15 protein-coding genes are annotated in these 15,709 nt (G+C 71.5%); 6 read left to right on the plus strand and 9 right to left on the minus strand.

The features are described from left to right. Nucleotides 1-43: 43 nt before the first annotated feature. Entirely contained in the window at nucleotides 44-1,444 is a 1,401-nt protein-coding gene (gene gltX, locus ACE3TE_RS08075) for a glutamate--tRNA ligase (RefSeq protein WP_374603883.1), read from the minus strand. A 104-nt stretch (nucleotides 1,445-1,548) separates the two neighbouring features. Here gltX and ACE3TE_RS08080 point away from each other — a divergent pair, with 104 nt between their 5' ends. The 6 genes from ACE3TE_RS08080 (at nucleotide 1,549) to ACE3TE_RS08105 (ending at nucleotide 7,412) form a co-directional block, all read left to right on the plus strand. Continuing rightward, the gene (locus ACE3TE_RS08080) at nucleotides 1,549-2,193 is read left to right on the plus strand and encodes a peptidylprolyl isomerase (RefSeq protein ID WP_374603885.1); all 645 of its coding nucleotides are present in this window, start codon (nucleotides 1,549-1,551) and stop codon (nucleotides 2,191-2,193) included. Beyond that, entirely contained in the window at nucleotides 2,190-2,939 is a 750-nt protein-coding gene (gene lpxH / locus ACE3TE_RS08085) for a UDP-2,3-diacylglucosamine diphosphatase (RefSeq protein ID WP_374603886.1), read from the plus strand. Before ACE3TE_RS08080 ends, lpxH begins: the two co-directional genes overlap by 4 nt. A 63-nt stretch (nucleotides 2,940-3,002) precedes the next feature. Beyond that, a complete protein-coding gene (locus ACE3TE_RS08090; RefSeq protein WP_374603887.1) occupies nucleotides 3,003-3,617 on the plus strand; it encodes a hypothetical protein in 615 nt (204 codons plus the stop codon). 64 nt (nucleotides 3,618-3,681) lie between these two features. Beyond that, complete coding sequence (locus tag ACE3TE_RS08095) at nucleotides 3,682-4,233, plus strand: ECF-type sigma factor (RefSeq protein ID WP_374603889.1); 552 nt, start codon at nucleotides 3,682-3,684, stop codon at nucleotides 4,231-4,233. Nucleotides 4,234-4,236: 3 nt separating this feature from the next. After that, nucleotides 4,237-6,837: a protein kinase gene (locus ACE3TE_RS08100; protein WP_374603891.1), complete on the plus strand. Its 2,601-nt coding sequence runs from the start codon at nucleotides 4,237-4,239 to the stop codon at nucleotides 6,835-6,837. 14 nt (nucleotides 6,838-6,851) lie between these two features. After that, complete coding sequence (locus tag ACE3TE_RS08105; RefSeq protein ID WP_374603893.1) at nucleotides 6,852-7,412, plus strand: hypothetical protein; 561 nt, start codon at nucleotides 6,852-6,854, stop codon at nucleotides 7,410-7,412. Between the two features lie 3 nt (nucleotides 7,413-7,415). Here the strand turns inward: ACE3TE_RS08105 and ACE3TE_RS08110 are convergent, their stop codons facing one another. The 8 genes from ACE3TE_RS08110 to serA all read right to left on the minus strand — a co-directional run bounded on the left by ACE3TE_RS08110 (nucleotide 7,416) and on the right by serA (nucleotide 15,493). Next, nucleotides 7,416-8,135 (minus strand): hypothetical protein, encoded by a 720-nt coding sequence (locus ACE3TE_RS08110; RefSeq protein ID WP_374603895.1) that lies wholly within the window; start codon nucleotides 8,133-8,135, stop codon nucleotides 7,416-7,418. 4 nt (nucleotides 8,136-8,139) lie between these two features. Continuing rightward, a complete protein-coding gene (locus tag ACE3TE_RS08115) occupies nucleotides 8,140-8,943 on the minus strand; it encodes a ferritin-like domain-containing protein (RefSeq protein ID WP_374603897.1) in 804 nt (267 codons plus the stop codon). Continuing rightward, nucleotides 8,933-10,402 (minus strand): amidophosphoribosyltransferase, encoded by a 1,470-nt coding sequence (gene purF, locus ACE3TE_RS08120; RefSeq protein ID WP_374603898.1) that lies wholly within the window; start codon nucleotides 10,400-10,402, stop codon nucleotides 8,933-8,935. Before purF ends, ACE3TE_RS08115 begins: the two co-directional genes overlap by 11 nt. Nucleotides 10,403-10,405: 3 nt before the next feature. Then, complete coding sequence (locus tag ACE3TE_RS08125) at nucleotides 10,406-10,972, minus strand: CvpA family protein (RefSeq protein ID WP_374603900.1); 567 nt, start codon at nucleotides 10,970-10,972, stop codon at nucleotides 10,406-10,408. A 5-nt stretch (nucleotides 10,973-10,977) separates the two neighbouring features. Continuing rightward, nucleotides 10,978-11,946, minus strand: coding sequence for an SPOR domain-containing protein (locus ACE3TE_RS08130; RefSeq protein WP_374603902.1), 969 nt, complete (start codon nucleotides 11,944-11,946; stop codon nucleotides 10,978-10,980). A 62-nt stretch (nucleotides 11,947-12,008) separates the two neighbouring features. Beyond that, nucleotides 12,009-13,256: a bifunctional tetrahydrofolate synthase/dihydrofolate synthase gene (gene folC / locus ACE3TE_RS08135; protein WP_374603904.1), complete on the minus strand. Its 1,248-nt coding sequence runs from the start codon at nucleotides 13,254-13,256 to the stop codon at nucleotides 12,009-12,011. A 27-nt stretch (nucleotides 13,257-13,283) separates the two neighbouring features. Then, nucleotides 13,284-13,931, minus strand: a complete 648-nt coding sequence (locus tag ACE3TE_RS08140) for a histidine phosphatase family protein (RefSeq protein ID WP_374603906.1) — start codon at nucleotides 13,929-13,931, stop codon at nucleotides 13,284-13,286. Next, nucleotides 13,931-15,493, minus strand: a complete 1,563-nt coding sequence (gene serA / locus ACE3TE_RS08145) for a phosphoglycerate dehydrogenase (protein WP_374603908.1) — start codon at nucleotides 15,491-15,493, stop codon at nucleotides 13,931-13,933. Before serA ends, ACE3TE_RS08140 begins: the two co-directional genes overlap by 1 nt. Between the last annotated feature and the right edge of the window lie 216 nt (nucleotides 15,494-15,709).

Consider the following 15,709-nt stretch of genomic DNA (forward strand, 5'->3'; position numbering starts at 1 on the left):
AATAAAAATGAGGCGCGCCTGCCGGCGCTCCTACAGGGGAGGTTCAGGCCGGCAACATGCCGAGCGCGGCGTCGATGCGCGCCAGCGCCTCGCCCTGCCCGGCCAGGAACACCGTGTGGTCGATCGAGGGGCTGACCTGGGTGCCAGTGATGGCCACGCGCAGCGGCTGCGCGATCTTGCCCAGGCCCACGCCCAGGGCTTCGGCGGTCGCGCGCAGCGCGGCGTCTACGCCGGCCGGGCTCCAGTCGTCCACCGCCGCCAGGCGCGTGCGCACCTCCGACAGCGGCGCCCGTGCGGCCGCCGTGAAGTGTTTGGCAACCGCGGCCTCGTCGTAGGCCTTGAGCGGGCAGTACCAGACGTGGGCGCGCTCGGCCATTTCCTTCAGGGTCTGCACGCGGTCGCGCAGCGCCACCACCACGTCGGCGGGCTTCGGACCCTTCGACACGTCGTAACCGTGCGCGACCAGCTGCGGCTCGAAGTGTTTCGCCACCTCGGCCGGGTCGTCGGTCTTGAGATAGTGCTGGTTCAGCCAGCCCAGCTTGGCCGGGTCAAGGCGCGAAGCCTTCTGGTTGACGTCCTCGATCGCGAACAGCGACTTCAACTCGTCGCGGCTGAAGATTTCCTGGTCGCCGTGCGACCAGCCCAGCCGCGCCAGGTAGTTCACCAGCGCATGCGGCAGGTAGCCCTCGTCCTTGTAGCTCATGACGTTCGCCGCGCCCGAGCGCTTGGACAGCTTGGCGCCCTCCGGGTCGAGGATCATCGGCATGTGCGCGAAGTGCGGCACAGTCGCACCCAGCGCCTTGTAGATGTTCACCTGGCGCGGCGTGTTGTTGACGTGGTCGTCGCCGCGGATGACGTCGGTGATGCCCATGTCCAGGTCGTCCACCACCACCGCGAAGTTGTAGGTGGCGTAACCGTCGGAGCGGAAGATCACCAGGTCGTCGAGTTCATCGTTGCTCCACTCGATGCGGCCCTTGATCTTGTCCTCGAACACCACGCTGCCGCCGATCGGGTTCTTGAAGCGGATGACGCGGTTCGGGTCGTCGCGTTTGGGTTCGTTGCGGTCGCGGTAGTAGCCGTTGTAACGCGGCTTGAGGTTGGCGGCCATCGCCGCCTCGCGCATCGCCTCGAGCTCTTCCTTGGTTTCGTAGGCGTAGTAGGCGGTGCCGTCGGCGACCATCTTCTCGGCCACTTCGCGGTAGCGGTCCAGGCGGTCGGTCTGGAAGATGGGGCCTTCGTCGTAGTCCAGGCCCAGCCAGTCCATGGCTTCCAGGATCGCGTCGATCGCGGCCTGGGTGCTGCGCTCGCGGTCGGTGTCTTCCACGCGCAGGATGAACTGGCCGCCGCGGCGGCGCGCCTCCAGGTAGCAGTACAGCGCCGTGCGGGCGCCGCCGATGTGCAGGAAACCGGTCGGGCTGGGGGCGAAACGGGTGCGGCAGGTCATCGTGGGGGCCGGGTCGGGACGGTGGGCCGCGTATTTTACGGCAAAAGCCCGGGCGGGCCGGCCGGCTGCGCTACCATGGCGCGGTTCCCCCGCGATTTGCCCCGATGTCCCTGCGCCTGACCCTGCTTTTCCTGCTGCTGCCGCTCGCCGCCCCCGCCTCGCCCGCCTCGCCCGCCGTGCCGCCGGCCCTGCCGGAACCGGCCGCGGAAGCGGCGCCGGCGCCGCCGGCGCCGCGCGTGCTGCTAGTCACCACGCTGGGCGAGATCATGCTGGAGCTCGACGCCGCCGCGGCGCCGCGCACGGTGGAGAACTTCCTGGCCTACGCCCGCGACGGCCACTACAACGGCACCATTTTCCACCGGGTCGTGCCCGGCCTGCTGGTGCAGGCCGGCGGCTTCACGCCCGACCTGCAGGCCAAGCCGACGCGTGCGCCGGTGCCCAACGAGGCCGGCAACGGCCTGTCCAACCAACGCGGCAGCATCGCCGCCGCCCGCGACCGCGGCGTGTCGGATTCGGCCACCACGCAGTTCTTCATCAACCTGGCCGACAACCCCGCCTTCGACCGCAGGGATGAAAGCAGCCCTTACACCTCGGGTTATGCCGTGTTCGGGCGCGTGGTCCAGGGCATGGACGTGATCGAACGCATCGCCGCGGTTCCGACCGGTTCGCAGGGCCCCTTCAACGGCTGGGTGCCGGCCACGCCAGTGGTGATCGAACGCGTGCAGCTGCTGGAACCGACGTCGCCGTGAGCCTGCTCTTCGTTTCCGACCTGCACCTGGACGCGGCGCGCCCCGCGACCACGCAGGCCTTCCTGCAGCTGCTCGACGGCGAGGCTCGGGCGGCCGAAGCCCTGTACATCCTCGGCGACCTGTTCGAAGCCTGGGTGGGCGACGACGATCCGGGCGAGCCGGGCGCCAGCGTCTGCGCAGCGCTCAAGGCCCTGTCGGCCGGCGGCGTGCCGGTGTTCCTGATGCGCGGCAACCGCGATTTCCTCTACGGCCAGCGCATGGCCGAACGCTGCGGCGCGACCCTGCTGCCCGACCCGTGCGTGGTGTCGCTGCATGGCGTGCCGACGCTGCTGATGCACGGCGACCTGCTGTGCACCGACGACGCCGCCTACCAGGCCTTCCGCCGGCAGGTGCGCGACCCGGCCTGGCAGCAGGGGTTCCTGGCCCAGCCGCTGGCCGCGCGCCAGGCCTTCGCCGCCCAGGCGCGCGCCGCCAGCCGCGAACACCAGCAGGGCGCGGCGGAAGCGATCATGGACGTCACGCCCGCCGCGGTGATCGAAACCATGGCCCGCCACGGCGTCAGCCGGCTCATCCATGGCCACACCCACCGCCCGGCCATTCACTCGCTGCGGGTCGACGAACGCCCGGCGCAGCGCATCGTGCTGGGCGACTGGTACGACCAGGGCAGCCTGCTGCGGGTCGGGCCGGACGGACTGGTGCTGGAAACGCTGGCCGTGCCGGGCACGCCGGCGGCGGACCGCGCCTAGCAGCCGCTGGCGGGCTTTCCCCGCTTCATGCGTAACCGGGACACCCCCCACGGAGTGCCCGCCATGTCCTTCGATCGCCGCCGTTTCCTGCACCTCGCCGCCCTCGGCACCCTCGCCGTCGCCGCCCCGGCCCTTGCGCGGCCGCGTACCGGCAGTCGCGGCGGCGGCAGCCTCGCCCTGTCGTTCGCGTCCTTCCCGGGCATCGGAGGGATCGGCGGCGCCAAGCTGGCCGATGCCATCTGGACCAACACGACGGTGAAGGCGCGGGTCGCCGACTCGCTGCCGGTGCAACTGCTGGCCGCGCGCTTCGAAGGTAGCAAGCCGGTCGCCGGCTTCGCCTCGCCGGTGGCGAAGTTCGCGCCCGGCGACGAGGGCCGGACGCTGGGCAAGCTGCTTTCCGGCGACATGTATTTCCCGGACCAAGGCTTCCTCCCCGGCGATCTGTTCCTGCCGGGCGACATGTACCTGCCGGATCGGTTCACCGTGGCCGGAGAAAGCCTGGGTACGAAGGCGGACCACCTGTTCAGCACGCGCGAGTCGCAGTCCCTGCTGGGCGGAGCAATCGCCCGCTCACCCGGCTTCCGCCCCAAGGGTCTCGTGCTGTTTGCATTCGCACTGGTGAGCCCCGGTGCCGGCATGGCCTCGCAGGGACTGGTGTTCGAACTCGACGGCCGGTGAGTCGGGGCCAGCGGCGCCGGCGGCATGAAGTAGACTCCGGGCCAGGCGCTGCCCCGGAGTCGCGATGAACGACGCTGCCGATCAAAACGCCACAGACGCCGCCGAACACGAGCCCGTGCCGGAGGCGCTGGACGCGCAGATCTACGCCCAGCTGCGCGCCATCGCGCGGCGCCACCTCGCCCAGTGGGGCGCCGGCGTCACCACCAGCCCCACTACCATCGTGCACGAGGCCTGGATGCGCCTGGCCGGCAACGGCGGCGATTTCTGGGGCGACCGCGCCCACTTCCTGGCCGTCGCCTCGCGGGCGATGCGGCAGCTGCTGGTGGACAAGGCCCGGCGGCGCCTGGCCGCCAAGCGCGGCGCCGGCGCGATCCACCTGGACGATCCGGAACAGGCCGCCGACGATCCGCTGGCGCGCGCCACCGTGCTGCACGTGGACAGTGCGCTGGCGGCGCTGGAAAAACGCGATGCCATCCTGGCCCGCGTGGTCGAGTGCCGGTTTTTCGCGGGGCTCAGTTCGGCCGAAACCGCCCTCGCCCTGGGCCGATCGCTGCGCACCGTCGAGCGCGACTGGGCGCGTGCACGCGCCTACCTGGTGCTGGCCCTGCAGGACTAGGCGATGGCCGGCGAGCAGCCAGACTGGAACCGCATCGACGCGCTGTTCGACGCCTGCCTGGAATTGGACGACGACGAACGCCGCCGTTTCCTCGACAGCCAGTGCGAGGGAGAGCCCGCGCTGCGAAGCCAAATCGAAGCGCTGCTGGTCGCCAGTTCGCGCGGCGACGCCCTGCTCGGGCAGCGCGACGCCATGCTCGAGGGCCTGCTGCCCGATGGCCCGGCGGGCGGCCCGCTGCTCGAGGCCGGCACCCGCCTCGGGGACTACACCATCGTGCGCCTGCTCGGCGAAGGCGGCATGGCGCGCGTCTACCTCGCCGAACAGCGTGCGGCGGACTGGCAGCGCGAAGTCGCGATCAAGGTGCTGTCGGTGGGCGGCGCCGAGATGCTGGCGCGTTTCCACGCCGAACGCCGCATCCTGGCCGGGCTGGAGCACCCGGGCATCGCCCGCCTGATCGATGCGGGCACCACGCCGGCCGGCCTGCCCTACCTGGTCACCGAGCGGGTCGAAGGCGAACCGATCCACCGCTACTGCGCGCGCCACGCGCTGCCGCTGCCGGCGCGCCTGGACCTGTTCCTGCAGCTCGCCGACGCGGTCCAGCACGCCCACGCCCGGCTGATCGTGCATCGCGACATCAAGCCTTCGAACGTGCTGGTGGATGCCGAAGGCCGCGTGCGCCTGCTCGACTTCGGCATCGCGCGCCTGGTCGAACGAGATGACCGCGATCCACTGACCCGTTCCGGGCAGCTGCCGATGACGCCCGAGTACGCCGCGCCGGAGCAGCTGGCCGGCGGCGCCATCAGCATCGCGATCGACATCTACCAGCTCGGGCTGATGCTGTTCGAGCTGGTCACGGGGCAGCCGCCGTGGAAACACTGGAGCAGCAGCACCGACCTGCCCTCGCGCCTGCTGCCGCGCGCCAGCGCGGCGGCCCAGGCCGCGGCGCGAACGCCGCCGGGCCTGGACCCACGCCGGCTGCGCGGCGACCTCGATGCGATCATCGAACGCGCCACCGCCAGCCTGCCGGGCGACCGCTACGCCACGGTGCAGGGCCTGGCCAACGACGTGCGCTGCCACCTGCGCGGCGAACGCCCGGGCGTCCGCCGGGAAAGCCTGCCGGCGGCGCTGTGGCGGCTGGGTCGGCGCAACCGGGTGGCCGCCTTCGCCAGCGTGCTGCTGCTGGCGGCGCTGGTCGGCTGGGCCGCGACCCTGCAGTGGCACGCCGCGCGGCTCGAACGCGAGCGCGAGACGGCCCAGCGCGAAGCCCTGCGCGCCCAGCACGCGCGCAGCTTCCTGCTCGACATGTTCCAGCGCTCGGACCCGCTGCTGCAGGAACAACCCGGCGAACAGGAAATCGTCGCCTGGCGCTGGCTGCCGCAGGTGGAGGCCGACGCGAGGCGCGCACTGGCCGGCACGCCGGGCGTGCAGGCCGACCTGTTCGAAAGCATCGGCGCCCTTTACCGGCGCGCCGGCGACGCCGGAGCCGCGGAACGCTTGCTGCGCGAGGCGCTGACGCTGCATGACCGGCTGGATCCGCCCGACCGCGGCGCGATGGCCCGTATCCGCGCCGAACTCGCCTCGGTACTCAGCGCCGACGGTCCGTCCGAGGAGGCCGGCCTGCTGACCGCCCAGGCGCTTGAAGAAGCCAGGGCGCTCGCGCCCGGGGATCCGCGCACCGCGGTTGCCGTGCTGCTCGATGCCGCCAGCGTCGCCGGCGCGCGCGCGCGCAGCGACGAACAGGCCGCGCTGATGCGCGAAGCCCTGTCCCTGCTCGAATCCGGTGGAGCAACCGAACCCGTGGCCGAGGCCGAGGCGCGGCTGGGCCTGGCCAATGCGCTGATCGCCCAGGGCGATGCCGTGGCCGCGCTCGAGGAATCGAGCCTGGCGCTGCAGCGGGCGTCGCAGGCGCTGGGGCCGCGCCATGGCCGCCTGGTGGGCATCCTTTCGAGCCAGGCCACCGCCTTTGGCCGGCTGGGGCGCCACGACGAAGCCCAGGCCGCCCTGCGCCGCGCGCTGGACATCCAGCAGCGCTGGGACCATCCGGACAGCGCCACCGTGCAGGCCCTGCGCAACAACCTGGCCATTGCGCTGGGCGGCGCCGGCCGCCGCGACGAGGAGCAGCGCGAACTGCGCCTGCTGGTGCAACAGCGCAGCCGCACGCGCGGCAAGGACCATCTGGAAGTCGGCCGGACCTGGCAGAACCTGGGCGCCTCCCTGGCCAAGAGCGGCGACAACGCCGCGGCCGCGCAGGCCCTGGGCCAGGCCCTGCGGATCTTCGCCGACAAGCTTCCCGAAGGGCATCCGCAGCGGGCCTTCCCGCACATCTCGATGGCGCTGGTTCACCTTCAGGACGGCCAGCCGGCGCGCGCGGAAGCCGCCGCGCTCCGCGCCGGCACGGGCCTGCGCGACGCCTTGCCCGCCAGCCACTTCGCCCACGCCGTGGTCGCCTGCCTGCTGGCGGAGGCGCGGCACCTGCAGTCGCCGACGGCGGGCTCGCTCGCCGAACTGCGTAAACAGGCCAGGCGCCTGGGTTCGGACCCGTCGGCGCCTGCCGACTACCTGCAGCGCTGCGAAGCCGCCGCGCGCGGGTCCGATGTCTCTTGACCCGAGGAAAGACCATGTCCCTTCGCATTCCCCTGGCCACCGTCGCATTGGCCCTGTGCACGGCCTGTTCGCCGTCTTCGGACCAACATGACGCACCTTCGGCCGCGAACGAAGCCGCACCGGCCGCCAGCCAGGCGGATGGCCAGGCAAGCGCGACGGCCGCCAGAACGCCCAAGCCACAAGGCGACTGCGACCTGCTGTCGGCCGCGGAGATCAACGGCGCCTTCGAAGGCAGGCTGAGCGTCAGGCGCGCCGGCGGCCACGGCGCTCGCGGCAGCGGCTGCACCTATGACCTGGCGGAAGGTGACGAAGCGCAGCTGATCCTGCAGGCCGGCAACCGGGCGGCTTTCGACATGCGAAAGGAAAACTACGCCGACATGCCGCTCGAAAAACTGGACCTGGGCGAAGAGGCCTGGCTGGTCAACAACGCACAGGTGATCGCGGTTTCTGCGGACGGCGATTCGATCAGCCTGGGACTGCAGCTGTTCACCTTTGGCAAGCCCACGCCGGTGGACCCCGCGCAGGCCCGCGCGGGCCTGGAAAGCCTCGCGCGGACCGCGCTCGAACGGATGTAGGGCTCAGCCGCCTCGGTAAAGCTCCGGGCGGAAGCCGCCGACCTCGAATTCGAAGCTCGGCACCAGCACGCCGTTGCGCGGCAGCTCGATGCGCACGCGTCCGGCTTCCGACATCGCCTTGAGGAAGCCGGGTTCGTCCTTGATGAACAGGGCCGGGCCGGTGCCGGTGTCCGCGGGCTCGCCGGCGAAGTCGCGCACGGGACCGTCGTCGAAGCGGATCTTCAGCCGGCAGGGCGGGCCGCAGCGCAGCGTCGACATCTCCAGCACAAGGTAGGCGCTTTCGCCCCATTCCGGATGCCGGCGCAGCACCAGCCGGGCCTCCGGGCGCGGCGCCACGCCGCCCTCTTCCATCAGGTGCCGGGGCAGCTTGCTGTAGATCGCGGCCGAGTGCTGGGTGCCACCCTCGACGGCTACCGACTGGTAATCCCACAGGCCGATCAGCCGGCGGCGTTCGCGCATGGCGCCGGCCTGCTCCACGACCTCGTCGAAGGTTTCGCGCATGCTCGCGGCGGCCTGGGTCTCGCCATGCGCCTGGTCGAGTTCATTGCCATGCATTTCGGCGATCTCGAAGTCGCCTTCGGCACGCGCGGCTTCGTAAAGCGCCAGCTTCGCCGCGCCGGCGGTTTCGTCCGTGGCGGGATCCACCGGCTCCGGCTCGGGCTGGCAGGCCACCAGCAGAAGGGCCAGCAGCGGCGCCATGCATCGCATCGACAGGTTCTTCATGCGCTTACTCCAGGGTTTCGAGGCTGCGGATCTCGTCTTCTTCGAAGCCGGCGGCCAGCCTTGCCGGCCGGTTGAAGGGTCCGCGCACGCCGCCGCGCACGGTTTCGCGCACCAGCCGGATGAACTCGCGGCCCGGCGCCAGGCCGGCCCGTTCGCAGTACCAGTGGTACCAGCGGCTGCCGGCGGCGACGTGGGCGACTTCTTCGCGCAGGATCACTTCGAGGATGTCGGCCGAGGCATCGTCGTCGTTCAAACGCAGGCGCGCGATCATGCCCGGCGTCACGTCGAGGCCGCGTGCCTCGAGCACGCGCGGCACCAGGGCCATGCGCCGGAGGCCGCTGTCGGCGGTTTTTTCGGCCATCTCCCACAGGCCGTTGTGGGCGTCGAAATCGCCGTAGGCGAAACCCAGGTCACCCAAGCGCTTCGACAGCATCGCGAAGTGCCTGGCCTCGTCGTCCGCCACGCCAACCCAGTCGTGGTAGTAGGCCTGCGGCAAACCGCGGAAGCGATACACCGCATCCCAGGCCAGGTTGATGGCGTTGAATTCGATGTGGGCGATCGCGTGCAGGAAGGCCGCACGGCCCTCGACGCTGCCCAGCCCGCGCTGTGGCACCTCGCGCGGCAACACCAGCCTTGGCCGCGCCGGCCGGCCGGGCGCGCCGATCGCCTCGGGCGCCGGCACATCCTCTGGCACAGCCAACTTCCCCGCCCTGAACGCCTCCGCCGCCGCATGCGTCAGCCGCAGTTTCTCCGCCGGATCATTCGCGGCGATGCACTGCACTGCCGCCTGGAAGATGTCAGGCACCACGGCGTTTGCGCTTGGCGTCGTCGGAACGCAGCTGCTGCAGGCGTTCGAAGTAGCCGGGCTCGACGCCGGTGACGTATTCGCCGCTGAAGCAGGAGCTGTCGAAGCGGCGGCCGGGGAACTTCGGGCCGGCGACCGCGGCCTCGAGGTCGGCCAGGTCCTGGTAGATCAGCCAGTCGCAGCCGAGCAGCTTCTCGATTTCCTGTTCGCTGCGGCCATGCGCCACCAGCTCGTCCACCGACGGCATGTCGATGCCGTAGATGTTCGGATGCCGCACCGGCGGCGCCGCCGAGGCCAGGTAGACCTTGCGGGCGCCGGCATCGCGCGCCATCTGCACGATCTGCTGGCTGGTGGTGCCACGCACGATCGAGTCGTCGACCAGCAGCACCACCCGGCCCTTGAACTCCAGCGGGATCGGGTTGAGCTTGCGCCGCACCGACTTCTTGCGCTCGCCCTGCCCCGGCATGATGAAGGTGCGGCCGACATAGCGGTTCTTGATGAAACCCTCGCGGTACTTCACGCCCAGCACGTTGGCCAGTTCCAGCGCGGCGTCGCGCGAGGTGTCAGGGATCGGGATCACCGTGTCGATGTCGTGGTCGGGGCGAAGGCGCAGGATCTTCTGGCCCAGGGTGACGCCCATGCGCATGCGCGCCTTGTGCACCGAGATGTTCTCGATCATCGAGTCCGGGCGCGCGAAGTACACGTATTCGAAGATGCAGGGCGCGTGCGGCTGCTCCTGCACGGCGGCTTCGGAATACAGATGGCCGTCGGGCGTGATCACCACCACCTCGCCCGGCAGCAGGTCGCGCTCGCGTCGGAAGCCCAGGATGTCCAGCGCCACGGATTCGGACGCCACGGCGTATTCGGCGCTGCCGTTGACTTCGCGCTTGCCCAGCACCAGCGGACGGATGCCGTGCGGGTCGCGGAAGGCCACCAGGCCCAGGCCCATCACCATCGCCACCGCGGCGTAGCCGCCGGTGCAGCGGCGATGCACGCTAGCCACCGCCGCGGCCGCGGCCTTGGCGTCGAGCCGGCCCAGCACCTGCAGCTCGTGCGCGAACACGTTCAGCAGTACCTCGGAGTCGGACTCGGTGTTGATGTTGCGCTTGTCCTGTTCGAACACCATCTGGCGCAGCGCGTCGGTGTTGGTGAGGTTGCCGTTGTGCGCCAGCGCGATGCCGTAGGGCGAATTGACGTAGAAGGGCTGGGCCTCGTCGCTGCCTTCCGAGCCCGCGGTCGGGTAGCGGCAGTGGCCGATGCCGACGGTGCCGGTCAGCAGGGCCATCGCACGTTCGTCGAAGACTTCCTTCACCAGGCCATTGCCCTTGTGCACGCGCAGGCGGGTACCTTCCATCGTGGCGATGCCCGCGGCGTCCTGGCCGCGGTGCTGGAGCACCGTCAGGCCGTCGTACAGGGCCGCCGCGACGTCGCTCGCGCCGGCGATTCCGATGATGCCGCACATGGTTCAGGTCTCCGGGAAAGTCTGGCCATCCGCGTCGGGCGGCGGGCCACTGGAAGGTTCGGGCAGGGTCATGCCCGGCACCGGGAAGAAGATTTCCTGCGCGGCCACGGGCGGCAGGAAGCCGGCCATCCATTCCGCGCCCTGCTGCACCGATGGCATGAATCGCGACTGGGTCCACCAGTCATCGCGCGGCACCGGCGTGAAGCCCAGCAGCATCACCGCCACGCAGGCCAGCACGATGCCGCGCACCAGGCCGAAGCCCAGGCCGAGCACCCGGTCGGTGGCCGACAGCCCGGTATTGGCGATCAGCTTGCCGATCGCCCAGGTCACCAGGCCACCGAGCAGCAGCACGGCCAGGAAAACGCCCGCATAGCCGAGGAACAGCTGCGCCGAGGCCGCGCCGACGCCGGTGAACAGCGCCGCGGCATCGGCGCCGAAGGCAATCGCCAGCCAGAACGCGGCGACCCAGACCGTCAGCGACAGCACCTCGACCACGAAACCCCGCCACAGCCCGATGGCCATCGAAACCGCCAGCACCAGCAGCAAGGCATAGTCGGCCCAGTTCAGCATCGGCGTCAGGGGTGCGACACGACGATCGTTTCGCGCAGGCCCAGCTTGTCGGCGATCGAGGCGCGCAGGCGTTCGGCGGCGGCGCGGTCGGCCTCGGGGCCCACGCGCACGCGCCAGACCTGCCCATTTCCGGTGGCGATGCGCTGGTGGAACGCGACGAAACCGGCGGCTTTCGCCCTGTCCCGCAGGGCGCTGGCGTCGGCTTCGCTGCTGAACGCGCCCAGCTGCACCGCGAAGCCCACCGTGGCCGCGGTGGCGGGCCGGCCCGACGGAGCCGGCGACGCCGCGCTGCCGGCGTCGAGCGCAATCACCACCGTGCGGGTGCCCGAAACTCCCTCGGCGCGCAGGCGCGCGGCTTCGGCCACCGTGCGGTCGGCGTAGGGGCCCACGCGCACTCGCATGGCCGGCTTGCCGCTGACATCGACCGACTCACTGGTGACCGGCAGCCCGGCGGCGCGCAGCTTGTCGGCCAGGGCGCGGGCATTGGCGAGGTTGGAGAAGCTGCCCACGTTCACCGCGTAGCGCCCGCCGGCGGTGCTGGCCGGCAAGGGGTCGGCAGGCGGTGCGGTGGTTTGCGGCGCCGGCTCCGGCTCCGGCGCGGCCGCCAGGGCCTGGCCGCTGGCGGCATCCACGGCCTGCAGCGGCTCCGTGGCGTCTGCAGGTTCCGGCAGCGGGGCGTCCACGCGCGGGGCGGCTTCGCCCTCCACGTCCACGGTCGCCACGGCGTTGGGGTCGTCGGCGGCCGGGACGGCCGGCCCGCCCAGCACCGGGCCTTCGCCGGCCGGCTGGGGCACGGCGAGCGGGATCTCGCGGGTTTCGAACTCCTGGTCGGGTGCGGCCGGCATCGACAGCGGCACCTGCGCGGCGTCGGGTTCGCCGACCTCGGGGCCCTGCAGCAGCATGGGCAGGAAGATCATCGCCAGCGCCACCAGCACGGCGGCGCCGATCAGGCGCTGTTTCAGGGCGGAATCCATCGCGAGTTCGGTCCGGCCGGAGGAGTGGCGCGAATTATAGCCGGGATGCCCGCCCGGCCGGGTCAGGCCGATGCCAGGGCTTCAGCCACGGTGTGGAAAGAACCGAACACCAGCACGCGCCCGCCCTCGCCCGCCGCCGTCGTCGCGGCCCGGCGCGCATCGGCCAGGCTGCGGTGCGCGAACAGGATGTCCGCCGGCAGTTCCTCGCCCAGCCGCCGCGCCAGTTCGTCCACCGGCTGGCCGCGCGCGCCGGCGTCGGTGATCGGGCCCAGGTGCCAGGCCTGCAGCCACGGCGCCAGCGGCCGGCAGATGCCGGCCAGGTCCTTGTCGGCCAGGGCGCTGAACACGGCCACGGTGGGCTTCGGGTTCGCCGCCAGCCAGTCGGCGAGCTGGCGGGCGCCCTGCGGGTTGTGCGCGACGTCCAGCACTACTTCGGGCGAGCCGGGCAGCACCTGCAGGCGCCCCGGCGCCCGCGCCGAAGCGACGCCGTCGTGCAGCGCCTGGTCGGGCACCGGCAGGTCCAGCGCCCGCAGCGCGGCGATGGCGGCCGCGGCGTTGCCGCGCTGCGCCGGCGCCGGCATCGCCGGGTCGGGCAGGTCGATTTCATAGCCCGGTTCCCGCCAGCGCCAGCCCGCGCCCAGGTCGTCGATCAGGTAATCGGAATGGCCGCGGATGGCAAAGGCGCCGATGGCGTAGGCATGCCGCAGCACCGACGAGGGCGGATCCTTCTCGGCCAGGACGCAGGGCTTGCCGGCGCGCAGGATGCCGGCCTTTTCGAAGCCGATGCTTTCGCGGTCGTCGCCGAGGTAGTCCTGGTGGTCCAGATCGACCGTGGTGATGACCGCGCAGTCGGGGTCGACGATGTTGGTGGCGTCCAGGCGCCCGCCCAGCCCGACTTCGAGGATGGCGAGGTCGAGGTTCGCCGCCTCGAACAGCAGCAGCGCCGCCAGCGTGCCGAACTCGAAATAGGTGAGCGGCGTTTCGCCGCGCGCGGCCTCGATGCGTTCGAAGGCCGCGACCAGGTCTGCGTCGGCCGCCTCGGCGCCATCGATGCGCACGCGCTCGTTGTAGCGCAGCAGGTGCGGCGAGGTGTAGGCGCCGACCTTCAGTCCCGCCGCGCGCGCGATCGCCTCGATGAAGGCCACCGTCGAGCCCTTGCCATTGGTGCCGCCGACGGTAATGACCTTGTCCGCGGGACGGCCCAGGCCGAGCCGCCGTGCCACCTCGCCCACGCGTTCAAGGCCCATGTCGATGGACCTGGGGTGGACCTGCTGCTGGTACTCCAGCCACTGTTCGAGGGTGCGCGCCATGGCGGCATTATCCCGCTTTTGCGGCCCCTACAGCGCCCGGTGGACCGCCTCGCCGAACAGCGGCGTGTGGTGGTTGCAGTCGTTCAGGCGAACCACCTCCAGCGCGTCGGCGCCGGAGCCTTCGAGCAGGTTGAGCGTGGTCGGCGCCTGCCGGAAGGACCACAGCCGCGACAGCGGCAGGCCGAGGATGCGGCACAGGATGACCCGGTTGACCGCGTCGTGCGCCACCACCAGCAGCGTGTCGCCCTCGCCCAGGCCCTCGCACGCGCGGGCGAAGGCCGGCCAGGCGCGGTCGAAGACCTGCACGATCGACTCGCCGCCGCCGGGCATCTGCACGGTCTCCGGGGAATCGCGCCAGGCGCGCAGGCGGTTGGGGTCGCGGGCGCGGATCTCGCTGGCCAGCAGTCCTTCCCAGTCGCCGTGGGAGATTTCCTGCAGGTCGCGGTCGAGCTTCAGCAGGCCGGCGCGTTCCTCGCCCAGGGCGAGTTCCGCCGTGCGGCGCGCGCGCGACAGCGGCGAAGCCACCGCGCGGGTGATCGGCATCTCGCGCAGGCGATCTCCGAGCAGCCGCGCCTGGCGTTCGCCGGTGTCGGACAGCGCGATGTCGTGCTGGCCCTGGTAGCGGCCTTCGGCGTTCCAGGGAGTTTCTCCGTGGCGGGCAAGCAGGATGCGCATCACAGCTGCTCCATCGAAACGATGCCCGGAATGCCGCGCAGCGAGGCCAGCTGGCTGTCGGCGACTTCGCGGTCGACCGTGATCGCCGCGACCGCGCCGCCGTCGCCGGTGGCGCCGAGCGAGAAGTTGACGATGTTCACGCCGGCCGCGCCCAGGTGCGAACCGACCAGGCCGATCACGCCGGGCTTGTCCTCGTTGCGCATCAGCAGCACGTGCGCCAGCGGGTCGAAGTCGAGTTCGACGCCGTCCAGGCGGACCACGCGCGGGCCCCGGTGCAGCGTGGCTTCGATTTCGCGCGACTGGCCGCCGCCTTCGACGCGGATGCGCAGCAGGCGGTCGAAACCGTCGCCGTCGCCGCCCAGGGTCTCCGCCACTTCCAGACCCCGCGAGGCCGCCTCGTGCAGCGCATTCACCGGCGTCACCCGGCCCGAGGCCGGGCCCAGCAGCGCCGCCACCAGCAGCCGCGTCAGCGGCCGCGTGTCCAGGCCTTCGGTGCGGCCGGCGTACGTCACGTGCAGCTTCACCGGCGCCGGCACCAGACGGCCGGCGAGTTTGCCCAGCGCGGTCATCAGCGGCATCCAGGGACCGACCTCACGCGCGGTTTCCGGCGTCAGCGGCGGCAGGTTGACGCAGCCGGCGACGGCGCCGGTGGCGACGAAGTCGATGATCTGGCGCGCCAGGATCGTGCTGACGGCCTGCTGCGCCTCGCCGGTGCTGGCGCCCAGGTGCGGGGTGAGCACCAGTCGCGGATGGTTGCGCAGCGCCGAATCCTTGGGCAGCGGCTCGGTGGCGAAGGTGTCGAGCGCGGCGCCGGCCAGGTGGCCTTCCTCGAGCAGCTTCAGCAGGGCCTGTTCGTCGAGCAGGCCGCCACGCGCGGCGTTGATGACGAAGGCGCCGGGCTTGAGCCGGCGCAGACGGGTTTCGTCGAGCAGGTTGGTGGTGTCCTTGGTGCGCGGGATATGCAGCGTGACCACGTCGGCCCAGGCCAGCAGGTCGTCGAGCGCCATCAGCGGCACGCTGCCCTTGCCGGCGGCCGAGGCGGGCAGGAAGGGGTCGTAGGCGGCCACTTCCATGCCGATGCCCAGGGCCTTCCGCGCGACGGTGGCGCCGATGCGGCCGAGACCGATCACGCCCAGCTTCTTGCCCTCGAGCTCAAAGCCGGTCAGGCCCGCCTTGGGCCACTCGCCGGCCTTCATGCCGGCGTCGGCGCGCGGCACGTGCCGCGCCAGCGCGAACAGCAGCGAGATCGCGTGTTCGGCGGCGGCCAGGGTATTGCCGTCGGGCGCGTTCATCACCGCGATGCCTCGGGCGGTGGCGGCTTCGACGTCGATGGTGTCGACGCCGGCACCGGCGCGGCCGATCACCTTCAGCTGCCCGGCCCTGGCCAGGGCCTCGCCCGGCACCGGCGTGGCCGAACGCACCAGCACGGCGTCGAAGCCGGCCAGCTTGTCGGCCAGGGCCTTGGGGTCTTTTATCGGATCGCTGGTTTCGACGGTCCAGCCGGCCTTGCGGAACAGGTCCAGGCCGTCTTCATGGATGCCATCACAGGCCAATACGCGCATCGGGGTACTCCTCGTTCACGGTTCATGGGGGGCCGGGACGGCCGGCGCTCGCAGGGGCGGGCGCGTTCATGCACGTGAAGAGGACGACGCTAGGACCATCAGAAAGCCGATGCGGAACAACGCCACCGGCGTGACTGCGGGTCTGGAGACGGGGCTTCAAGAGCATGGGAGTCCAGGACCAACGTCCCGACGGTAGCAGAGCCACGGGCGCCGCCG

Origin of the sequence: Arenimonas sp. (assembly GCF_041919775.1) — a bacterium.
In the GTDB taxonomy this organism is placed as follows: Bacteria; Pseudomonadota; Gammaproteobacteria; order Xanthomonadales; family Xanthomonadaceae; genus Arenimonas.